The sequence below is a fragment of the Verminephrobacter aporrectodeae subsp. tuberculatae At4 genome (assembly GCF_000193225.1).
Taxonomy (GTDB): domain Bacteria; phylum Pseudomonadota; class Gammaproteobacteria; order Burkholderiales; family Burkholderiaceae_C; genus Acidovorax; species Acidovorax aporrectodeae.
Window position 1 is genome coordinate 1 of sequence record NZ_AFAL01000497.1, and the last position, 21658, is coordinate 21658.

Genomic DNA, 21658 nt, shown 5'->3' on the forward strand with positions numbered 1-21658 from the left:
GAAGGCCGCCGCCGTGAGGTCGAACAGGCCCGGCGCCGGCGTGTTCAGCAGCGCCCCCCAGTCGGTGGCACGCAGGCCCGTGAGCGCGCGCAGCTGCGAGCCCAGGATCAGCAGCGCAGCCGCCTGCGTAAAGCCGCTGAGCACCGGCGAGGTCACCAGATTCAGCAGCCAGCCAAAGCGCACCAGGCCCAGCACCAACTGCAGCAGGCCCGAGAGCAGCGCGATCCACGCCGCCAGGGCCACCCATTGCGCGCTGGCCGGTTCGGCCAGACCCGTCAGCGATGCCCCGATCAACAGGCTGGTCAGCGCCGTGGGGCCCACGCCCAGGCGGGTGGACGAACTGAACAGCACCGCCACCAGCGTCGGGATCAGCGAGGCGTAAATCCCCGTGACCAGCGGCATGCCCGCGAGCGCGGCGTAGGCCATGCCCTGCGGCGCAAGCATCAGGCCCACGGTCATCCCGGCCCAGAACTCCCCTTTGAGCAGATTCCGGTCGGGACGGGGCCAGGAAAGAAACGGCAGCCAGCGGGCCAGTGAAGACGGCATCATGGTCATGGCCCGATTGTCGCGTGGCGCCATTTCGCTCAACCCCCCGCCCTGAGCGCACGCCTGCGCAGGGACTCGATGGCGGGCGTGGCCTCGAAGTGCTTGAGCAGCCTGGCCTTTTGTTCATCCAGCACGGTGGACGCTGCGATCATGTCGGGCCAAGCCGCATAGGCTTTGCGCACAGTTTCCTTGACGATGGAATTCACCATGGGCTCCAGCAGGCCTGGAACCTCATTGCAGAGCCGCCGAATCACCTGGGGCGATACCCGCGCATGCCTGGGCCCATCGGGCGTGAAGCCCAACGCGTGGCCCCGACCAGACAGGTAGGCGGCGTAGGCCACCACGTCGTATGCAGGGGACAGTTCGGGCGTGCTCCCATCGCGGTACAGCAGCCCGTAGTTCTTGAGGTGGCCGTCGAAGTTGCCAAGCAAATCGTTGACCACGATACGGCGCAGCATCTCGTACCCGGCCTCCAGCCCAAGCTCTGGCGTTTGCACCAGGATGCGCAGCATGGTTGAGTAAGTGGCCAATGGATGGCTGTACTTTTGCTCGGGTGGAACGCCGAGGATCTGGGCGAAGTCCTCGCAGTGGATGTGTTTGGTTCCATCCCGATCAAAGCGGCGCACCGCCAGAAACTGCTTGCCTTCACCGAGCACGAAGGGCTGATCGGCGTCGATGTTCTCCAGGGGCGCCAACTCCACCTCGCAGACATGCACTCCTGCGACAGCCGCAAGCTGCATGGAGAGTTCTTCCACCCGGGGCAAGAGCGGGTACTCCACCGTGGGCAGCTTGGCAATGATGTGCACCCCGCGCGGGTTCTTGGTTCTGGCCACGTAGCGCCCAGCAGCTTGCACCAGCGAGAGCTTTGGCTGCACCCCGGAGAGCGAGGTCGCTTCGGGCAGCGCAACGGGCGTGACGGTGGGCTCCAGTGTGTCGTTGTTTTGGGTGACGACTCGGGCCACACTCTGCTTGTCCAGCGGTGCTTGTTCGACGCAGACGGCCCCTGGCAGGTCCGTGCCGCAGAGGCTGAGCAAACCGAAGTCATCGCCCTTGTCCAAGTTGCCGATCTCCTCCAGATGGCGGCGCAGGAGCCCCTCTGGCAGGAGGTTCTGGAAGAAGATGGGCAGATTCTCGCCCTCGCCATTGAAGAACGGCTGGACGATGTATTCCGCCAGAAACATCGCACGGGCGTGTGCGTCTGCCACACGGGCGTTCTGTGAGAACACGGGGGCTGCTCCATCACTCCAGTAGTCCGGATCCGGCACCAGGCGCGTGATGGCCGTTCGGCCGGTTCCGTACTGGTACAGCTGGCCCACGAAACGCTTGCGCGTGCCGAGGAACACATGGAGGGCGCGGTATTGCATGGGGGCGTTCCTCTACAGGCCCTGCTGGGCGGTATCCAGCCCGATACGAGCGATAGGGGCAAGGAGGGAGCGGTGCGTCATGGAGTTTCCGGGGAATGGAAGGGGGTGCAGAGCGGTTGCGCGGGGCTACTTGCCCGGAGTGAACGAAACGCCTGATCGCAAGCCCAAACGACGCTCCACGTCGGACAGTACGGTTCGCTCGGCCCGTGGGCCCCCCGAGAGCGATGGGGCCGCTTCCTTTGGCACGAGCACGAGTTCCAGGCCCAGCTCCGAGGCAATCGCCATGGCGTTGGTCAAGCGAGGCGCTGTCTCGCCGGCCAGGATCTGGCGCACGGCTTGCGGGGTGAGCCCCGTCCTGAGGGCCAGTGCGTTGGCAGTCAGCTTCCGGGCCCTTTGGGCGAGCGCAAGGGCAGTGGAGAACTCATTCAGGGTACGCATGGTGATTTAACTAACGTTTTCCATGAAAACACTGGTTTTATATTCTGCATACAGCAAAAGCTCAAGCGCTATTTAAGTGTCTTTCCTCATAAAAACGACACTTAACTTGCTATTGCGTCTGCGGCCACCATGGCCATGGGTGAATCCGCGCGACGCGTTGCGGGCGTACAGTCAAGTCTCTGTCGAAGTCATCCACCGCAACACGAGGAGTGAAGCATGAAGCCATTGAAAATTTCCGCGCATCCCGCACGCCGCGTTGCCAGCACCCTGGCCGTGGGCGCCGTGGCACTGGGCCTGACTGCCTGCGACAAGGGGTCCGGCGTGAACCAGCAGTTGGACTCCGCCGTCGAAAAGGGCGAGCAGGCCGTCGCCGACGCCCGTAGCAAGGCCGAGGATGTCATGCAAAACGCACAGGACCAGCTGGAGCAGGGGGCGTCCAGCGTCAGGGGAACCATCGACGACGTCGGCATCACCGCCCGGGTGCACGCCGCACTCGCCGAGGACCCCGAACTGCGTGCCGCCGAGATCACCGTGGGCACGGTCAACGGCAAAGTGACGTTGGACGGAAAGGTCCCGACGACCACGGTCCGTGACCGCGCCGAAAGCATCGCCAAGACCGTCAGCGGCGTGGCCTCGGTGGACAACCAGTTGATCGTCCTGGCGGGTTGATGCCCGCGCGCACCGGAAGAGATCGCAGGCAGGCAGCCAGCCTGCGCATCGAATATCCCCTGTAACCATCTCCCCTATTGCTTGACGCAGCCAAGCGAGGCATTTACAACCCGACCATGCCCCTCAACTACTATTGCGTGCCCACCTCGCTGGAGTACTTTGCATCGCTGGTGCAAAGCGACGATCACTTTCCGCTGCTCGAAGCTGCGGCCAGTCTGGCGCAGGACGAGTACCCGGAATTCGACGTGCAGCAGCTGCTGGGCGATATGGACCAACTGCTGGCCCGCGCCAAGCGCCGCCTGCCGGGGGATGCCCCCGCGCTGCTGCGGCTGCGCACGCTGAACCAGTTCTTTTTTTCCGACCTGGGCTTTGGCGGCAACGTCAACGACTACTACGACCCCGAGAACAGCTACCTCAACGCCGTGCTGCGCACGCGCAGGGGCATTCCGATCTCGCTCGCCGTTCTCTGGATGGAACTGGCCCAGGGCCTGGGCCTGCACGTGCAGGGCATCGGGTTTCCCGGCCACTTCATGGTCAAGGTCCTGCTGCCCAAGGGGCAGGTGGTGCTGGACCCGGTCTGCGGCCAATCCTTGAGCCGCGAAGAACTGCTCGAGCGGCTCGATCCCTACAAGCGCCGCAACGGCCTGGCGGACGACTGCGAACTGCCGCTGGGGCCGTTCCTGGACGCGGCCACGCCGCGCGAAATCATCGCGCGCATGCTGCGCAACCTCAAGGAGGTGCACCGTGCGCAGCAGGATTGGCAACGCCTGATCGCGGTGCTCGACCGGCTCATCGTGCTGCTGCCCAAGGCATGGGGCGAGCGGCGGGACCGGGGGCTGGCCCACGCCGAGCAGGGCAGCATTGCGCAGGCCGTGGCCGACCTCAGGGTCTACCTGGACCACGCCCGGAGCGGGCCGGACATCGACCTGGTTGCGAACCACTTGCGCGCACTGCGCAGCGCCAGCGGGTAGAGACCGCTGAAATCGGAAAATCCATCCGCGCTCAGTTCTGTTCCCACGGGGGTGTGGGCAGCCAGTGCGATCGGAGAAATTCGATAAAAGCCCGGATCTTTGGTGACTGGTAGCGCCCCGGCATATGCAGGATGAACAACGCGTTTCCGGTGGAACCCTCTACCCGGTATTCGGGCAGCACGCGGTGCAGGCGGCCATTTTTCAAGTCCGCTGCCACGGCATAGCGCGGCAGTAGCGCGACGCCCATTCCGGCCAGCGCCAGTTCCCTGGCCGCCTCGCTGCTGTTCACCGACAAGGAACTCGTCACGCTGACCGCATGGGCGATACCGTCCCTGAGCAAGCGCCAAGTCGTGTGCCGATTCCGAAACCCATAAAAGAGGCAGTTGCGCCCCGCCAGATCCTCCGGTTGACGAATCACCGGGGCCTGCGCCAGCGTGCCGGAAGCCGCGACCAGCACATGGCTCAGGTCGCACATTCTGGCCGCCGACAGGTGCTGGGGCGGCTCGTCGCAGAGGCGGATCAGAAGATCAAAACCCTCCTCGACCAGGTCCACCGAGCGATCGAGCAGACAAAGCTCGACCTGGACCTGCGGATAGCGCCGGATGAACTCAGGCAGCAGGGGAACCAGCTGGAGACGGCCAAAGGCCACCGAGGTGCTGATGCTCAGCACACCCGAGGGGACAGCGAGGAAATGCTCGACATCCGACCGTACCCCGTCCAACTCCTGAACGATGCGTACCGCACGGTCATGGATGGCCCGCCCCACGTCCGTAAGGCTGACATGCTGGGTGCTTCGATTCAGCAGCCGCAGGCCCAGGCTGCGCTCCAGGTCGCGCAGCTGGCGGCTGATCACCGCCTTGTCCTGATCCAGCGCACGCGCCGCCGCCGAGATCCCACCGCACTCGACGATTTTGGCAAAGGTAAGCATCCAGCGTGCCGTGCTCAGGGTGCGGTGTGGGGCAGCCATTGTTGTTCCTGCGTCAACAGGCAATTGATGTTCCGGAGGTTTCCGGAGGGTAGCGAAGTCTACAGAATGGGCCTCGATGAGTCGCGTGATCACCACGGTTTTGATTGAAGAGGAACACCATGACGACAGCAAGCCTTGCAGGTCGAACCACCGACCACCCCTATTTCTGGCCTACCGTGTTCATACTCATGTGGAGTTCCGGATACGTGGCCGGGAAAGTGGGCCTGCCTTACGCCGGACCATTCACCTTGATATCCATGCGATTCGCCAGCGCAGCGCTGATATTGCTGCTTGTATCGATAATCACAGGGGCCTCGTGGCCTTCCAGACCAAAGGATTATCTGCATCTGGCCGCAGTCGGCCTGCTGGTGCAGGCCTTGCAATTTTCAGGTTTGTACCTGGGACTGAGCCTGGGCGTGGCGGCAGGGACATCGGCCGTCATGGTGGGAATGATGCCGATCTTTACCGCGATTGGCGCCATCGTCTTTCTGGGCGAGAAAGTCAGTCCCAGGCAAGCGCTTGGATTCTTGGTCGGCCTGCTGGGTGTGGCCCTCGTCGTGGCGCACAAGATGGGCGTCAGCGACGCGCAGTGGGGCGGTTATCTTGCCATTTTGGCGGCACTCGCCGGCATCACGATCGGAACGCTGTATCAGAAGAAATTCTGTGTGGGTATCGATCTGCGCACTGGTGGATTCGTGCAACTCACCGTCGCCAGCTTGGTTGCAGTTCCCATGGCCTTGTTCGCCGAGGAATTCAGGGTCATCTGGACCGCTGAAGTCATGGGCTCCATTGCATGGCTGAGCCTGATCAACTCCATCGGAGCGGTAAGCGTGCTGTTCATGCTGGTGCAACGTGGCCAAGCCAGCCAGGTCGCCGGCCTGTTCTACCTGATTCCCTCGGTCACGGCGGTCATGGGCTATCTGGTCCTCCATGAAACACTGACCCCATTGCAGGCCGTGGGATTCGCTGTCTCGGCAATAGGCGTTTACCTGAGCACCCGGAAAACCCCCTGAACAGCCCCCTGATTCAGCGGCGCTCCACGCTCAGCGCCACGACGCCGAGGTCACGAAATGCAGAGGCAAGCTGGCGGCCCCGATGCTGAGACTCAGGTTGCCGGGCAGCACCGCCATGCCCGCAGTCCGCATCAGGACATGCATTCAGCCGCCGAGCGTGACGTTCGCGTCCTTGATGACCTTGCGCCAGAGGATGCTCTGCGCGGCGAGCAGGTCGCCGAAATCCTTCGGGTTGCCGTAGACCATCTGTATGCCCAACTGCATCATGAGCTTGCCCACGTCGGGCTCCTGCAGCATGCGCTGGATTTCGCCCGAGAGTTTGTCGACGATGGGCCTGGGCATGCCCGCGGGGGCGACGATGCCATACCATGTGCTGCCCTCATAGCCGGGCACGGCGGAGGACAGCGGCGGGATGTCCGGTGCCAGCGGAGTCGCACCGGGCGTGGTCACGCCGAGCGCGCGCAGTCTGCCGGCACGGATGAACGGCAGAGCGCCAGGCAAGCTATTGAACGACAGCGGAATCTGCCCGCCGACCACGGCAGACGCGGCCTCCGACGACCCCCTGTAGGGCACATGCCGCAGTTTGACGCGCGCTTCGGTATTGAACATCTCGCCGAGCAGGTGGTTGAACGAGCCGACGCCGACAGAGCCGTAGTCGATGCCATCCGGGTTCTTCTTCGCCATGGCGATCAGTTCGGCCGTGCTCTTGGCCTCGAAATCCGGATGCGCCACGAGCACGAATGGACCGCGTCCCAGCAGTGCGACGGGCGTAAAGTCCTTCAGGGCGTCGTAGCCGGCCTTCTCGTTCAGTGCGGCATTGATGTTGTGCGACGGTGAGGTAAAGAGCAGCGTGTAGCCGTCGTTGGCTGCCTTGGCCACGTAACGGGTTCCGATCAGGCCACCTGCGCCGACGCGGTTCTCTATGACCACCGGCTGTCCCAGCGCAATCGATAGCCTGGGCATGATGAGCCGGGCCAGCGAATCCACGCCCCCGCCGGGCGCCTGTGGCACGACGATCACGATGGGCCGGCGCGGGTAGGCCGCGTCATTGGCAACGGCCACGATGCTGGCCAGGCTGAGGGCCACAGCAGGGCCGATGCGGCGGATCGATTGCGGAATGGACATCGGTGGTTTTCCCGGCAGCGCCATGCCGCCTGATCGAGGTTTGAGGGGTGGGGTTTGGGGGTTGGCAATGGGGATGCGGCCGCGCCCCATGCGGGCGTTCATTCGGCCACAGCCATGCCGCGGACGAAGCGCCGCAGAAACAACGCGCATTCGCGCAGTTGGTCGAGCGCCACGAACTCATCGGCCTTATGCGCCTGTTCGATATCGCCGGGGCCGCAGATCACGGCCGGAATGCCGGCTGCCTTGAACAGACCGGCTTCGGTCCCGTAGGAGACCTTGCGCTTGTCGTGGTCCTGCGTCAGCGTGCGCACCCGCTCCGTGATGGCGCCTTCTTGCGCGTCGTCGAGCGCTGGTGCGACGGAGATCTTGGAAAACTCGATGCGCGCGTCCGGGTGCTCGTCGCGCATGCGGGGCACGAGCACGTCGTGCGCGTAGGACTGGATCTGCCGGATGATCTCGCCGGCGTTCACAGTCGGCAGGTTGCGCACCTGGAACGAAAACTCGCACAGCGAGGGCACTACGTTGTTCGCGATGCCGCCGCTGATCATGCCGGTCTGGGCCGTCGTGAAGGGCACCTCGAAATGCTGGTCGTATGGCCCTTCGGCACGGTACTTGTCCGCAAGGTCCCGAATGAAGCAAATCATGCGCGCCGCATATTCGATGGCGTTGACACCCTGCGGCGTCAGCGACGAATGGACTGCGTGCCCGTGAACATGGCAACGGTACAGGTTGATTCCCTTGTGCGCCACCACCGGTCGCATGCCGGTTGGCTCGCCGATGATGCAGCCCTCGGGCAGGACGCCGCGCGCCTGCAAGTCCATGATCATCAGCGGCGCGCCCGCGCAGCCTACTTCCTCGTCGAACGAAAGGGCAAGGTGCAAGGGCCTTGCGAGCCGCGTGGCCTGCATCTCGGGAAGCAGCGACAGCGCAGTGCCGATGAACCCCTTCATGTCGCACGCGCCACGCGCATAGAGCTTGCCGTCGCGCGTGGTGGCCTTGAAGGGATCCGAGTTCCAGGCTTGGCCGTCCACGGGAACCACGTCGGTGTGGCCGGACAGCACGATGCCGCCCGTGGTGCTGCCGTCGTGAGCGGGCAGCGTGGCGAACATGTTGGCCTTGGTGCCCGATGCGTGGTACGTCAGCACGGGCTCGACGCCCAAGCTGCGCAAGTGGTCGCGAACGGTTTCGATCAGCCCGAGGTTGGAGTTGCGGCTGGTGGTGTCGAAAGCGATCAGTCGCTCGATCCAGGGCATGGCCGCGATATCGGTGCCTGCCGGCGGTGGGACATCCGTCATGTGATCTTCTCTCCGGGTGGCGCTGGGATTGGCATGGAGTATGCGAGCGCTCTGCTCAAGGAAAAAGCGATTTAAACTATCCCGGTCACTGGAAGAAAATTCATGTACTCGCGCCCCATGGAACGAACCGGATTCAGAGTCTGCTCCTGCGCGCAAGGGGTGGGGGCATGCTGAGCTTCAAGCAACTTGAGGCGATCTACTGGGCGTCGCAGCTTGGCACCTTCGCTGCGACCGCGGAAAAGCTCCACGCAAGCGAATCGGCCATCTCCAAACGCATCACCGAGCTCGAAGGCGTGTTCGGCGTGCCATTGTTCGACCGCACGCTGCGCAGCGCGCGGCTCACGCGGTGCGGCGAAGAGGTCGTCGAGACCGCGCGCGCCATCCTCGATCTGCGCAACCAGCTGTTCGACCGCATGGGCAAGGCGGAGCTCGCCATACGCCGCTTTCGCGTCGGCGTGACCGAACTCGTGGCGCTCACTTGGCTGCCAAGGCTGGTGGAGGCGTTCCAGCGGGAATACCCCGGCGTGTCGCTCGAACCCGAGGTGGACCTGAGCCTGGTGCTGTGCGCAAAGCTCTCTGCCGGAGCCATCGATTTCGCCATCGTTCCCCCGGTGTTCCACGAGGCCACGACGCGTGCGGTGGCGTTGAACGACTTGGAACTTGTGTGGGTCTGCCGGCCGGGCCTGGTGCCCGCCGGACGGGCGTTGTCGCTGGCACAGCTGGCGCAGTACCCGGTGCTGGCGCAGGCCGGCAAATCGGGCGTTGACGCGGTATACGACCAGTGGTTCCAGAAGAAGCGTGTGGTGCTGCGCAAGATCTACGCCGGCAATAGCCTGGTGTCGCTCGCTTCGCTCACCACCTCAGGCATTGGCGTCAGCTATTTGCCGGCGCTGTACTTTCGCGATCTGATCGAACGCGGCCAGTTGCAGGAAATTGCGCTGAAGCAAGCCCCGCCGCCGGTTCCTTACTACGGCATCTTCCGCGCCAACGACGAGGCGGCCGGCTTCAGCGAGCGCTTTGCGCAAATCTGCGTGCGCGTCTGCGATTTCGCGAAACCAGCCGAGCTCGCGGTCGCAGGCCGCTTGCGTGCGAGCCAACGCGGGCGACCGAAACCCTGAATAAAGTTCAGGTGGTCCCGTTCCATCAAATCGCTTTTATTCCCACCGGGAATCCACTACCTTTCGGCACCGGCACCGGCAATGGAACATCAGAAGATGAACGGACTCACGATCGCGGAAAAGATCCTGTCGCGGGCCGCGCGCAGGGCGGTGCGCGCCGGCGATATTGCCATCTGCACACCGGATCTGGCGATGGGGACCGATGGCTCCATCCCGATGGCGCTCGACTGCCTGGACCAGATGCTGCCGGGCGCGGCCCCGTTCTCACCCTCCACGCTCGTGTTCGCATTCGACCACTACGACGCCACGTCTGGCGCGGGGGCCCAGGCGCTTCAGCAGCGGGCGCGCCGCTTTGCGCAAGTCCACGGCATTGCGGTCGTTGAGGTCGGCGAAGGCATCGGGCATCAGTGCATCCTGGAATCGGGTGCGGCGCGGCCCGGGCGCTTGATGGTCGGCGCCGACTCGCACGCCACGTCCTACGGCGCGGCGAACGCGTTTGCGACCGGCATCGGCTCGTCGGACCTCGCGGGGATCATGTTGTGCGGCCAACTCTGGCTCAAGGTGCCCGAGTCGATGCGCGTGGTGGTTTCGGGGAACTTGGCGCCGGGCGTTTGCGCCAAGGACATCGCACTGACGCTGGCTCGCCGCATGGGCTCCGATGGCGCCAACTACCGCGTACTGGAGTTTCAGGGGCCGGGCGTGGCCACGCTCGACATGGACGACCGCATCGTGCTGGCCAACATGGCGGTCGAACTCGGTGCCAAGGCCGGCATCTTTCCGTTCGACGGCACCACGCAGCAATGGCTGTCAACGGTCTTTGGCGGGCGGCCGGAGCCGGAGCACGCCGATGCCGATGCGCACTACGCCGACACGATGCACCTCGACCTGGCCAGCGTGGTGCCGCAGATCGCGTTGCCGCACCGGGTCGACAATGTGATTGATTTGCAGGATGCCCCGCCGACGCCGATCGATATGGTGTACCTGGGCACCTGCACCGGTGGCCGCGTCAAAGACTACCGCGAGGCGCTCGACGCGTTGCAGCGCTACGGCCGCATTGCGCCCGGCGTGCGCCTGGTTCTTGCGCCGGCTTCGGAGTCGGTGCGGCGCGAACTCGAGCGCAGCGGCATGCTCGAGGCCTTCGTCTCTCTGGGGGCAGAACTGCGCCCCCCGGGTTGCGGGTCCTGCTGCGGCACCTGCGGGACCGCGCCGTCCAACGGACAGAACGTGGCTTCGACGGCGAACCGCAACTTCAAGGGGCGGATGGGCAATGCCGCGGCGTCGATTTTTCTGGCTTCGCCCCGCGCGTGCGCGACGATGGCTGCAACCGGCGTGCTCTGCGCCGGCACGGTGTGGGAGTGAGCCGGTGACCCTGTTTCCCCTCGAAGGTCGCGCCCGTGTGCTCGGCAACGATGTGAGTACCGACGCCATCATCTCGTCGCGGCGCAAGAGGGAGACGATCGATCCGCAGGTACTGCGCCAGTACCTGCTCGAAGACCTCGTCCCGTCCCTTGCGGCCCCCATGCGTGCTGGCGACGTGATCGTGGCGGGCCGCAACTTCGGTTGCGGCTCGGCGATGGAGGTGGCCGTCACGGTCCCCCTGGCGGCCGGCATCCGCGCCGTCGTCGCGCAGGGTTTTGCGCGCACCTACCTGCGCAATGCGATGAATAACGGCCTGCTCGCGGTGATCGCCGACACCGAAGGCATCGCCGAAGGCGACCGCGTGCGGCTGGCGCTCGACGCATCCGGCGGGCTCTGGCTGCGGACGGCGTCGGGCGCCGACGTCCCCTGCGATCCTCCGATTGCGCCTTTCATGCTCGACATGCTGGACGCAGGCGGACTCGTTGCCTATCTGCGCGCGCGCCGCGGCTTTGGCGCCTGACCCTGCCCGTTCCCCGGTGCGACGGCACGGCAGGTGAGTCAAAGCCCTGGCTGCGACGCAGGCCGTCGTCAGCGCTCGATGGTCTTGTTCCAGCGTGCGTTCCACGCGGGGCGGTTGGCGTTCACGCTGTCCCAGTCCAGGGTCACGGCGTTCTTCAGCCACTGCTTGATTTGCGCCACCTGCGCGGCGCCCTCGCCCACGGCCGGTGCCTTGGGGTTGGTGGGAATCTGCGCGCCAAACTGCAGCACATTCGCCTGGGCCTGCGGGCTCAGCAGGAACTCGGTCAGTTTCTGTGCCAACTCGGGCGCGCTGTTCTTGGCGATCACGCACTGGCCGATCATGAGCACCACCGAGCCTTCCCTGGGCTGTACGTATTCCACCGGGATGCCCTTGGTCTTGAGCACCGCTGCGGCGGTGGGCGTCAGGGGGAACAGAGCGGCTTCGCCGGTCTGCACCATCTCGGAGATTTTGGCGGAACTGGGGATGTACTCCAGCACATTCGGGCCGATGGTCTTCGCCCAGGCGTTGAAACCAGGCTCCACGTTCCTCTCATTGCCGCCCTGGATGCGGTTGAACATCATGAAGCCATGCAGCCCGAACGATGACGAGGGGATGGACTGAAAGACCACCTTGCCCTTGTACTTGGGGTCGGCAAAGTCCATCCACGAGCTGGGGGCCGCCCAGCCTTTTTCGGCGAACATCCGGGTGTTGTAGGCGATGCCCGTCATGCCCAGGCCGACGCCGCTGGCCATGTCGTCCCGGAAGCGGGCCGTGGGGTAGATGTCGTTCAGGTGCGGGTTGGGCCGCTGTTTCTCGCACAGGCCCAGGCTGATGGCGCGCATCATCACGCCGTCGTCCAGGAGCATCACGTGCATCTGCGGCCTGTCCTTGTTCGCCTGGGCCTTGGCCAGGATATCGGACGAGGTGCCCGGCACCACCACCACTTTCACTGCGTGCAGTTTTTCGAAGATCGGGAACACATGGTGCGTGTACGTTTTCTCCATGATGCCGCCATTCATGCCGACGTAGAGCGTCCTGGTCTGCGCACCGGTGCCGCCGGGGAGCATTGCGGCGAGGGCGGCGGTGGCCAGGAGTTTGCGGCGCAGTGGCGTGGCAGGCGGGTGGAAAGCGAAGCGCATGACGGTCCTTTCAGGCAGGGGTGGGGGGCAAGGATTCGGTCAGTGCGCCGCGGGGCAGAACACGACCGGGCACCGGGGAGGCAAAGCGCGCCAGGTCGAACGCATCGATGGGCGTGCTGCTGTGTCCTTCATGCGCCAGTTCGGCGAGCACTTCGCCCACGGCGGGACCAAGCTGAAAGCCGGCCCCCGAAAACCGAAGCCATGGACGAGGCCGGGCGTGGTGCGGCTCTTGCACAGCACGGGCTGGCGGTCGGGCAGGTAGCCCTCCGTGCCGCTCCAGGTGCGGATGAGGTGTGCATTTTTGAGGGCTGGCAGCAGTTCCAGCGCCTGTACGGCCAGCGCTGCAATGGCGTGGCGTTGCGCGCGCGCGCAGTCGGCGGTGAGCGCGATGCCCGAGCCCCCGCCCAGGACCAGGTTGCCGCGCGCCACCTGGCGGCAGTAGATGCTGCCACCTTCCACCCCCAGGCTCCACGGCATGAACATGGGCAGGGGCTCGGTGACGGCCATGGCCGGGTGGGCGGAGCGCAGGGGCACGGCCTCGCCGAATTGCGCAGCCAGTGCTCCAGCCCAGGCGCCGGCGCAGTTGAGCAGCACCGGCGCGTGTACCTGCAGATGGGTGCCTGAGCGCAGCGTGAACCGCTGGCCGTCGTGCATGACTTCGTCGAGCGGCGTGCGCTCGAGAATCTGCGCTCCGGCACGCTGTGCGGCCCAGGCAAATGCGGGCGCGACCAGGCGCGGGTTGGCTTGTCCATCTTCCGGGCAGAGCGATCCACCGACCGCGCGCGCACCGAGCCAGGGGCAGCGCTCGCGCAGGCGCGTGCCTGAGAGCAGTTCGATCCCCAAGTCAAAGTCGCGGCTCATGGCGCGGTAGTTCTCCAGCGCGTGCCAATCCGCTGGGCTGCGGGCGATCTTGAAATGGCCGCTGCGCAGGTATTCACCATCGGTGCCAATCAGCGTGGGGAGCCTGGCCCAGATCTGATGCGCGCGCTGCGCCAGCGGCAACTGGCTCAGGGGACGGCCCTGGCGGCGCACGCCGCCGTAGTTCACGCCGCTGGAGCGTGAGCCGCACAGGTCCCGCTCCAGCAACGCCACGTCCATGCCCTTGCGGCGCAGGGCCAGCGCGGCGGACGCGCCCACGATGCCGCCGCCCACGATGGCCACGTCGGTGCGGATCAGGCGGTGGCTCATGCGGCTCCAGGCGCGGCGCCGTGCCGTGTCTGCGCATGGATCGGGATGGGCTTGACGGGCGCCTGCCCGCGCAGGCGACCCACCTGGTCCACGGATTTGCCGCTGGCCTGGGCCAGGATTTCGGCGGCCGCGACGGCGCACATGCGGCCCTGGCAGCGGCCCATGCCGACGCGGGTCAGCGCCTTGAGGCGGTTCATCTCGTCGACCCCCGCATCGCGTGCGCAGGCACGCAGTGCGCCGACGTGGACGTTTTCGCAGCGGCACAGTACCAGTGCGTCGGACGCGTGCGAGGCCCAGTCGGCGGGGAAGGGGAAGGCGCGCTCCAGCCCCTGGCGAAAGCCGTGCAACTGCCGCAGCTGGCGCTCCAGCGTCCGCGCCCGCGCCATGTCCGTGCTCACACCATGGTCGGCGAGCAACGCAAGGGCCGCGCGTTCGCCCGCCCACTCGGCCGCGTCGGCGCCCAGGATGGCCGCGCCGTCACCGGCCAGGTACACGCCGGGCATATTCGTGCGGCCCGCCGCATCGTGTTCGGGCAGGTGGGCGCGGTGCATGGGGTCCCAGGCAAAGCGGCAGCCCAGCAGGTCGGCCAGTTGGGTTTCCGGGCGCAGCGCGTAGCCAAGGCCGATGGCGTCGCAGGCCAGCGTGTGTTCCTGCGTTCCGGCACGCCACACCACGCCGCGCACGCGGGCATTGCCCAGCACGCGCACAGGGCGGACGCCGGTGTGCATGGGCACGCCATGCGCGCGCAGCCAGCCCATGTGGTACGCGCCCCTGGCCAGCGTGGCGGGCTGGGCCAGCATGGCGGGCACGGCGGCCAGGTGGTCCGCAAAGCGCGCGCTGTCGAGCACGGCAGTCACCTTCGCGCCTGCGCGCGCGTACTCGCAGGCCACCAAATAGAGCAGGGGGCCGGTGCCCATCAGCACCACGTTTCGGCCAATGCTGCAGCCCTGGAATTTGAGCGCCACCTGGGCGCCGCCCAGCGTGTACACGCCGGGCAGCGTCCAACCTGGAATGGGCAGCACGCGGTCGGTGGCGCCACTGGCCACGATGAGTTGGCCGTAGGGCACGGTGCGCATGGTCTGTGTGGGAGCGTGCAGCGTGTCGAGCCAGCCGCCCTGGGCGTTCCACACCAGGCTGTCGGGCCGGTAGTCGATCCGCGTTTGCAGGGCGTCGAGCGTGTCGTGCAAGGCCGTCGCGCGCGCTGCCTTGGCACCATACAGCGCCCGGGGTGGGCGCTGGAATGGCGCTGGCGCACGCCGGTAGATCTGCCCGCCGCCGCGCGCGGCCTCGTCGATCAGCATGGGCCGCAGACCATGGGCGGCCAATGCCTGCGCCGCGCGGATACCTGCCGGGCCGGCGCCCACGACCACGGGTTGCAAGGGCGGCGGCGATGTCATGCGCCCCCCGCGTCCGTGCGCAGGGCCATGCCGGGCGCAACGAAGGTGGTGCAGGCGCGCAGCCGCTCGCCGCTGTCGGTCTGCACCCAGCAATCCTGGCAGGCGCCCATCATGCAAAACCCGGCACGGGGCTCGCCGCTGAATTCATTGCGGCGGAGCTGGGCGCCGTGCGTGAGGATCGCGGTCAGCACCGTGTCGCCTTCGAGGGCGGTGGCGGGCGCGCCGTCCAGCGTGAAGGGCACGGCCCGGCGCGCGCGCTCCGCCACGCGGTGCAGCAGGGGATGGGCGGGGGACCGGGTGGAAGCCCTCATGTGCGTCCCACCAGCACGCGGTCCAGGCCGTACACGCGGTCGAGCAGCACCATGGCGCAGGCCGTCAGCGCCACCATCAGCGCCGAGACGGCGGCCATCAGCGGGTCGATCGATTCGACGGCGTGCATGTACATGCGCACCGGCAGCGTCACCGTGCTGGGCGAGGTGACGAAGATCGACAGGGTGACTTCGTCGAAACTGTTGATGAAGGCCAGCAGCCACCCGCCCGTGACCCCGGGCAGGATCATGGGCAGCGTGATGCGCGTGAACACCGTGGCCTGACTCGCGCCCAGCGACAGGGCCGCGTGCTCGGCGCTGCGCTCGAACCCGACCAACGCCGCCACCACCAAGCGCAGCGTGTACGGCGTGACGATGAGCGCGTGCGCTGCCACCAGCCAGCCGAAGCTGCCCGTGCCGCCGATGAGCGTGAACAGACGCAGCAGGGCCACGCCCAGTATCAGGTGCGGAATGATCAGTGGCGACAGGAACAGTCCGTTGAGCAAGCCCCGCCCGGCAAATGCGTAGCGCGTGAGGGCAATGCCTGCGGGCACGGCCAGCGCCGTGGCCAGCGTGGCCGATGCCAGGGCCAGCCACAGACTGTTCCAGAACGACTGCACGAAATCCGGGTGCTCGAACACCGCCTTGAACCAGCGCAGCGAAAGCGCGGTGCCGGGCAGCGTGAGCGTGTCGTGGGGCGTGAACGCCACCGCGCACACCATCAGCAGCGGCGCCAGCATGAAGCCGATGACGAGGGCGTTGAACGCCAGGGCGATGGGTCCGTTCTTTTGCATGCCGGCGTTCACCCCAGTGCTTTCCTGTAATGGCCTTCCACCAGCCGGTGGTAGCTGAGCATCACGGCCAGATTCGCCGCCAGCAGGGTGAGCCCGATGGCTGCGCCCAGCGGCCAGTTCAGCGCGTGCAGGTATTCGTCGTACACCACGGTGGCCACCATCTTCAGGCGCCGTCCGCCCAGCAGGCCGGGGATGGCAAAGGAGCTGGCAGCCAAGCCAAACACGATGAGACTGCCCGACAAAATGCCCGGCAGCACCTGCGGCAGCACGATGCGGCGCAGCGTGATCAAGGGCGTGGCCTGCAGCGACAGGGCGGCATTCTCCACCCCGGGGTCGAGCTTTTGCAGCGAGGTCCACACCGGGATCACCATGAACGGCAGCAGCACGTGCACCAGGGCCACGACCACGGCGATTTCGGTGTAGAGCATTTTTACGGGCCCGACGCCGATGCGCCGCAGCGCGCCGTTCACCAGCCCTTCGGGGCCCAGCAGCATGCTCCAGCCAAAGGCCCGCACCACCACCGACACCAGCAGCGGCGCCAGCACCACCAGCAGCAAGATGGAGCGCCAGGGAGTGCGCATGCGGCTGATCACATAGGCCTCGGGCGCGCCGATGGCAACGCAGAGCAGCGTGACCAGTCCGGCAATCCAGAAGGTGCGCCAGAAGATGGCGTGGTAGTACGGGTCGGTAAACACCTGCCTGTAGTGCGCGAGCGTGAATTCCCCGGCCTGGACGCCGGTGGCCGGGTCGAACCCGTTGAACGACAGCACGGCCGTAAGCCCCAGCGGCACCAGCAACAGCGCGCTGAACATCGCCAGCGCGGGGCCGGACAGCCACCAGGGAATGGCCCTTGCGTGCAGCAGGGTCATGGCAACGCCTCGGCCCCGGCGGTCTCGTCGGCCGGCAGCAGGCGCATGCAGTGGTCGGGCCAGTCCACGCCGGTGCGCTCGCCCTCGCTCAGTGCGTCACGGCCGTCGTTGGGGGCCAGCACCATCAGGTCGCCCACGGCAGTGCCCACACGGTAGAGCCACTGGCTGCCCAGGAAGAAGCGTTCGCGCACCTGGCCATCGATCCGTCCGGCGGGCACGCAGTGCAGCTTTTCGGGACGCAGGCTCAGCAGCACCGCGGTACCCGGAAGAAAGCGCGGGCCATCCACTTGCACAGCGAGCGGGCCCAGCGCCACGTGCGTGTGCGTGTGCGCGCCGCTGGCCGTGACGGTGCCGGGCAGCAGATTGGTCTTGCCCACGAAGGTGGAAATGAAACGCGTTCCCGGGTGCTCGTACACGCGGTGCGGGTGGCCGGTCTGCATGGCGCGGCCGGCCTCCATCACCACCACGCGGTCGCTGATGGACATGGCTTCGCTCTGGTCGTGCGTGACCATCACCGTGGTGGCGCCCACCCTGCGCTGGATCTGGCGCAATTCGAACTGCATTTCTTCGCGCAGCTGGGCATCGAGGTTGGACAGAGGCTCGTCGAGCAGCAGCACGGGCGGCTCGATCACCAGGGCGCGTGCCAGGGCCACACGCTGGCGCTGGCCACCGGAGAGCTCGCGTGGGTAGCGGCTGGCGTGCTGCTCCAGGTGCACCAGAGCCAGGGCCTGGGCCACGCGCTCACGCTGCTCGGTCTTGGGCAGCTTGCGCATTTCCAGACCAAAGCCCACGTTGCCGGCCACCGTCATGTGCGCAAAGAGCGCGTAGCTCTGGAACACGATGCCCAGGCCGCGCACGTTGGCCTTGGCATGGGTGATGTCGCGGCCGTCGAGTGTGATGCGCCCGCTGGTCACGGCCTCGAAGCCAGCCACCATTTGCAGTGTGGTGGTCTTGCCGCAGCCCGAAGGCCCGAGCAAGGAGACGAATTCCCCTTTTTCCACCGTGAGGTTCATGGCGGACACCGCACAGGTGTTGCCGTAGAACTTGGTTACGTCGGTGAGTTCGAGGAAGGACATGCTTGATTCACTCTATGGCAATAAACAGGCCAGACTGCACCGGGTATTCCATTAATCAGAATTTTCGTTCAATTCATTCCGGTCAATGGAATAATATTCCCGATATTCAAGCAATTTATTCCACGGAGTGAGGCATGGACGCAGCAAGCACAGCCACCGGCGGGGTTCCCCGGGTTTTTGCACTCATCCGGGCGCTGGTGGCGGTGCCGGCCGAAGGGGGACGGGTCACCCAATTGGCGCGTGCGGCGGGCCTGACGCAGGGCGCCACGCACCGTTTGGTGCAGTCGCTGCTCGCGGAGGGCATGGTGGAGCAGGACGGGCGCAGCAAGCGGTACCGGCTGAGCGTGGATTTCCTTGCGCTGGCCGCCAGGGCGGGCAATCCGGGTGATTTACGCAGCCTGTGCCGCCCGGTGCTGCTGCGCCTGTGCGCGAGCCTGGGCGACAGCATTTTCTTGCTGGTGCGCAGCGGGTTTGATGCGGTTTGCCTGGACCGTAGCGAAGGGGCTTTTCCCATCCGATCGTTCACCGGCGACATTGGCGGGCGCGTGGCGTTGGGCGTGGGGCAGGGGGCGCTGGCGATTCTGGCTTTCCTGCCAGAGGCCGAGCGCGAAGAAGTCATCCGCTTCAACCTGCCGCGCGTGCGGGAGTACGGCGTGTACGACGAGGTCTGCCTGCGCACCGGGATCGAGCGGGTGCGGCAGTTGGGGCACGCGGATCGCAACACGGGTTTGCTCGAAGGCATGGCGGGCGTGGCCGTGCCCATTTGCGACCGCGAGGGCCGCGCCGTGGCGGCGCTGAGCGTGGGCACCGTTGTCGAGCGGCTCAACGCCGACCGCATGCCCACGGTGGTGCAACTGCTCAAACGCGAAGCCGCCGCGCTGGGGCCCCGCATCAACCCGTTCGATGCCACGCTGCGCAGGCCTGCGCAAGGCCTGTCGGGTGCGTGAAGCGCTCCGTGGGGATCGCCTGCCGTGCCGGAGTCCTGTCCGAATGACTACCAAAATCGGCGAAAGTAAATCCTCAAATAATCAGAGGAGAAAATGCGAAATTACTTGGCGATCTTCATTCAAAGATGCCGCTTGCAGTATGCCGCAGTGACTTTGACGACGGCGTTCGCACGCTTCAACCTGGCATTGATTCTCGCCGCACTGGCTGGCGAAACCTTCCGCCTCTGTTTCGTTTGGAAAATGCTCAAGCAGGCGAGCGATGCGGCGACGTTTGGCATCGCCATGGCTGTCATGGGCTCTTTCCAGATTGCGTTTCGCCTGTGCGTCGGCTGGTTGGGGGACCGCTATGGGCCCTTGCGGGTGGTGATGTGCACATTCCTCATACAGGCGATTGTCGCGGGCACCCTCTCCGTGATGATGATCGAGGGCCACGACTCGCCGATCGCGGTCATCGCGCTACTGGGGGCGTTCGGCGCTTGCATGGGGGCACGCGATCCGGTTTCCTTGGCGGCCGTGGCAAGCCTCGTGCCCACCCATTGGGTGACCAAAGCCATGGGATTGCGGGGCGCTGTCTCCAGCGCCACGTCGGTCATCGGCCCGGTGTTCGCGGGCATCGCACTGGCCGTGCTGGGTGCCGATGGGGGTGTGCTCAGCAGTGCATCGTTGCTTTTTCTCACGGGGCTGTTTTTGATGGGGGTCGGGAATGGCGCAGACACTCGGTTATCTGGCGAAACCCTGTCGAGTGCCGCGTTCATCTCCACTTGGGTGCAGCAAACCGTGGGCAGCCTGCGCATATTCGTCAGGCTTCGAGCCGACTTTTATCTTTGCCTTGTGACTTGCGCGGTGAATTTCGTCCTGCCGGCGCTATTCAGCATCGTGATCCCCTTTCTGGTGATCCACGTATATCGACTTCCACCGTCGCTCATCGGCCTGTTCGATTTCTTTTTCGCGCTGGGCATGGTGGTTGGTGGATGCTTGGTCGTCGGCTGGACGAATCGCACCTTCGGCAAGCGCAATGCGATCGGGATCGGGCTGGCCAGCACGGCAATCCCGCATTTCTTTCTTGCCTTGTCATCCAACGTGGTTCTGTCGTCGGTCGGGATGTTCCTGGCCGGCCTGGGAATGCTCAACCTCTTTACCAACGGATCGGGGCTGCGTGCCACGGCAACGCCGCCGGAATTTCGCTCGCGCGTTTTTTCCGCTGCATCCTTTCTGGTCGCAGTCTCCATTGCGCCAGGCATGTGGGTGATTTCAGCGTTGCTGCCAGTGCTCGGCCCCCATGTCCTGCTGCTGTGCACCGGCACCGCTACGGTGTGCGCCGCCGCCCTGGTCTACGCAGTCCCGGATTTGCAAACGCTGATGAAACTTTCGGAAGACGACAGCGCAGGGGCCTATGCCCGGCTGTACCCCGCCGCTTTCCAGACACCCCGGGCGTGATGTCCATGCACCGGCCCGCTTGGCCGCAATCAGGAATGGGGCTCGTCGCGCGCTGCCTCGTCCGCCTCGTCCAGATGCCGGGTGTCCGCCCAGCCGACCAGGGTCAGGCCATCGGGGGTCCATAGCAGCCGGTTGATCGCCGCGTTTGACAGCTGCCAGGTGCGGGGCGTCTGGATCTCCTGGCCGGTGGCCAGGCGGTACAGCGTGTCGAGCACGCCGCCGTGCGCCACCAGCAGCACCTGCTCACCCAGGTGCTGCTGCGCGAGTGCGTGCGTGATGCGCGTGATGCGCGCGCGCAACGCCGCCAGCGACTCGCCGCCCTCGGGCGCGTAATCCGGCTCGCGCCTGCGCCAGCGCCGCGCGTCTTCGGGCCGCTCGGCCTCGATCTGCGCAAAGGTGCGCCCCTGAAAGCAGCCGAAGCTGCGCTCGCGCAAGCCCGGCTCGGTGCTCAGCGGCGCGCCCGTGGCGCGGGCCACGGCCTGCGCCGTGGCGCGCGCGCGCTGCAGATCGCTGGTGTAGATGGCGGCGATCGGCTCGCCCACGAGCGCGCGCGCCAATCGCTCGGCCTGCCACAGGCCGGTGTCGTTCAGGGGAATGTCCAGGTGGCCCTGGATGCGCGTGTCCACGTTCCAGGCGGTTTCGCCGTGGCGTACGGCAACGATGCGGGTGGCTTGCATGCAAGAGAGGGGGCGAGGGTGATGGGCGCGCGCCGTCAGGGGGCGGGCGGGGGCAGGGGCAGGCGCAGCTGGCGCCTGCCGTGGGGTGGCGCGGGAAAGCCGTTGAGCGCCGCGTCGAACAGAACGCCGTAGACGGCCGGGTCGCTGACCCACACGTTCTCATGCACGGCCGAGGTTTCGTAGACGACGGCCTGGGTTTGCGCGTCGCGCAGCACCAGGCTCACCGCGCGGCGGTACAGCGGCGTGGGTGCGCCCATGCCCCAGCCGCCAAATGCCCAGGGCGGCGGGCCGTACCAGCCGCCGAATACTCCGGGCGGCCGGCCGTACCAGCCGCCAAACGCCCAGGGCGGGCCATAGAAGGCATACGGCGCAGAGGGACCGTGGCGCGGGACGCTGCTCGCCTGGACGCCGATTTGCACCAGCAACCGGGGCGCGGCGTCG

Annotated in this window: 21 protein-coding genes and 2 pseudogenes; 8 read left to right on the forward strand and 15 right to left on the reverse strand. The window is 66.2% G+C overall.

The annotated features are described in order from the left end of the window. The 3 genes from VTU_RS27725 to VTU_RS30785 form a co-directional block, all read right to left on the reverse strand. The coding region (locus VTU_RS27725) for a SulP family inorganic anion transporter (protein ID WP_265597340.1) at nucleotides 1–549 on the reverse strand (549 nt) is incomplete at its 3' end. A 35-nt stretch (nucleotides 550–584) separates the two neighbouring features. Beyond that, on the reverse strand, nucleotides 585–1910 hold the full coding sequence (locus VTU_RS0116470; protein WP_010106167.1) for a type II toxin-antitoxin system HipA family toxin: 1326 nt from the start codon (nucleotides 1908–1910) through the stop codon (nucleotides 585–587). 126 nt (nucleotides 1911–2036) lie between these two features. Then, a complete protein-coding gene (locus VTU_RS30785; protein WP_010106168.1) occupies nucleotides 2037–2348 on the reverse strand; it encodes a helix-turn-helix transcriptional regulator in 312 nt (103 codons plus the stop codon). Between the two features lie 216 nt (nucleotides 2349–2564). Between VTU_RS30785 and VTU_RS0116480 the strand changes: the two genes are divergently transcribed. Then, entirely contained in the window at nucleotides 2565–3017 is a 453-nt protein-coding gene (locus VTU_RS0116480; RefSeq protein WP_010106169.1) for a BON domain-containing protein, read from the forward strand. Nucleotides 3018–3133: 116 nt separating this feature from the next. Further along, nucleotides 3134–3988, forward strand: coding sequence for a SirB1 family protein (locus VTU_RS0116485; RefSeq protein WP_010106170.1), 855 nt, complete (start codon nucleotides 3134–3136; stop codon nucleotides 3986–3988). A gap of 31 nt (nucleotides 3989–4019) precedes the next feature. Here VTU_RS0116485 and VTU_RS0116490 read toward each other — a convergent pair whose 3' ends face one another. Further along, nucleotides 4020–4955, reverse strand: coding sequence for a LysR family transcriptional regulator (locus VTU_RS0116490; RefSeq protein ID WP_010106172.1), 936 nt, complete (start codon nucleotides 4953–4955; stop codon nucleotides 4020–4022). Nucleotides 4956–5074: 119 nt separating this feature from the next. Between VTU_RS0116490 and VTU_RS0116495 the strand changes: the two genes are divergently transcribed. After that, nucleotides 5075–5968 carry a DMT family transporter gene (locus VTU_RS0116495; protein WP_029554494.1) on the forward strand — a complete coding sequence of 298 codons (894 nt, stop codon included), beginning with the start codon at nucleotides 5075–5077 and terminating at the stop codon, nucleotides 5966–5968. A gap of 144 nt (nucleotides 5969–6112) precedes the next feature. On the opposite strand, the gene VTU_RS0116505 is transcribed toward VTU_RS0116495, so the two are convergent. Both VTU_RS0116505 and argE read right to left on the reverse strand, forming a co-directional pair. After that, nucleotides 6113–7093: a tripartite tricarboxylate transporter substrate binding protein gene (locus tag VTU_RS0116505; protein WP_010106178.1), complete on the reverse strand. Its 981-nt coding sequence runs from the start codon at nucleotides 7091–7093 to the stop codon at nucleotides 6113–6115. Nucleotides 7094–7191: 98 nt separating this feature from the next. Next, nucleotides 7192–8346 carry an acetylornithine deacetylase gene (argE, locus tag VTU_RS0116510; protein WP_040893012.1) on the reverse strand — a complete coding sequence of 385 codons (1155 nt, stop codon included), beginning with the start codon at nucleotides 8344–8346 and terminating at the stop codon, nucleotides 7192–7194. A 209-nt stretch (nucleotides 8347–8555) separates the two neighbouring features. Here argE and VTU_RS0116515 point away from each other — a divergent pair, with 209 nt between their 5' ends. The 3 genes from VTU_RS0116515 (at nucleotide 8556) to VTU_RS0116525 (ending at nucleotide 11385) form a co-directional block, all read left to right on the forward strand. Continuing rightward, nucleotides 8556–9506 (forward strand): LysR family transcriptional regulator, encoded by a 951-nt coding sequence (locus VTU_RS0116515; RefSeq protein WP_010106182.1) that lies wholly within the window; start codon nucleotides 8556–8558, stop codon nucleotides 9504–9506. A 96-nt stretch (nucleotides 9507–9602) separates the two neighbouring features. Further along, complete coding sequence (locus VTU_RS0116520; protein WP_138927933.1) at nucleotides 9603–10865, forward strand: 3-isopropylmalate dehydratase large subunit; 1263 nt, start codon at nucleotides 9603–9605, stop codon at nucleotides 10863–10865. A 4-nt stretch (nucleotides 10866–10869) separates the two neighbouring features. After that, complete coding sequence (locus VTU_RS0116525) at nucleotides 10870–11385, forward strand: LeuD/DmdB family oxidoreductase small subunit (RefSeq protein ID WP_010106184.1); 516 nt, start codon at nucleotides 10870–10872, stop codon at nucleotides 11383–11385. A 68-nt stretch (nucleotides 11386–11453) separates the two neighbouring features. Here the strand turns inward: VTU_RS0116525 and VTU_RS0116530 are convergent, their stop codons facing one another. From VTU_RS0116530 to VTU_RS0116560, 7 genes and pseudogenes are all read right to left on the reverse strand, one after another. Further along, complete coding sequence (locus VTU_RS0116530) at nucleotides 11454–12524, reverse strand: ABC transporter substrate-binding protein (RefSeq protein WP_010106185.1); 1071 nt, start codon at nucleotides 12522–12524, stop codon at nucleotides 11454–11456. A gap of 10 nt (nucleotides 12525–12534) precedes the next feature. Next, a pseudogene (locus VTU_RS27735) lies at nucleotides 12535–13712 on the reverse strand (NAD(P)/FAD-dependent oxidoreductase). After that, entirely contained in the window at nucleotides 13709–15109 is a 1401-nt protein-coding gene (locus VTU_RS0116540) for an FAD/NAD(P)-dependent oxidoreductase (RefSeq protein ID WP_010106187.1), read from the reverse strand. The pseudogene VTU_RS27735 and the gene VTU_RS0116540 overlap by 4 nt, the downstream one beginning before the upstream one ends. Further along, nucleotides 15106–15420, reverse strand: a complete 315-nt coding sequence (locus VTU_RS0116545; protein ID WP_010106189.1) for a (2Fe-2S)-binding protein — start codon at nucleotides 15418–15420, stop codon at nucleotides 15106–15108. Before VTU_RS0116545 ends, VTU_RS0116540 begins: the two co-directional genes overlap by 4 nt. After that, on the reverse strand, nucleotides 15417–16211 hold the full coding sequence (locus tag VTU_RS0116550) for an ABC transporter permease (protein WP_010106191.1): 795 nt from the start codon (nucleotides 16209–16211) through the stop codon (nucleotides 15417–15419). Before VTU_RS0116550 ends, VTU_RS0116545 begins: the two co-directional genes overlap by 4 nt. A gap of 8 nt (nucleotides 16212–16219) precedes the next feature. Then, entirely contained in the window at nucleotides 16220–17080 is an 861-nt protein-coding gene (locus VTU_RS0116555) for an ABC transporter permease (RefSeq protein WP_010106193.1), read from the reverse strand. Next, nucleotides 17077–18156, reverse strand: a complete 1080-nt coding sequence (locus VTU_RS0116560; protein WP_010106195.1) for an ABC transporter ATP-binding protein — start codon at nucleotides 18154–18156, stop codon at nucleotides 17077–17079. The genes VTU_RS0116555 and VTU_RS0116560 overlap by 4 nt, the downstream gene beginning before the upstream one ends. 134 nt (nucleotides 18157–18290) lie before the next feature. Between VTU_RS0116560 and VTU_RS27740 the strand changes: the two genes are divergently transcribed. Then, a complete protein-coding gene (locus VTU_RS27740; protein ID WP_010106197.1) occupies nucleotides 18291–19103 on the forward strand; it encodes an IclR family transcriptional regulator in 813 nt (270 codons plus the stop codon). Nucleotides 19104–19208: 105 nt separating this feature from the next. After that, on the forward strand, nucleotides 19209–20540 hold the full coding sequence (locus VTU_RS0116570) for an MFS transporter (RefSeq protein ID WP_169315416.1): 1332 nt from the start codon (nucleotides 19209–19211) through the stop codon (nucleotides 20538–20540). Between the two features lie 29 nt (nucleotides 20541–20569). On the opposite strand, the gene VTU_RS0116575 is transcribed toward VTU_RS0116570, so the two are convergent. Next, entirely contained in the window at nucleotides 20570–21217 is a 648-nt protein-coding gene (locus tag VTU_RS0116575) for a histidine phosphatase family protein (RefSeq protein ID WP_010106201.1), read from the reverse strand. 35 nt (nucleotides 21218–21252) lie between these two features. Next, nucleotides 21253–21658, reverse strand: a pseudogene (locus VTU_RS27745) (DUF4136 domain-containing protein); the annotation flags it as partial.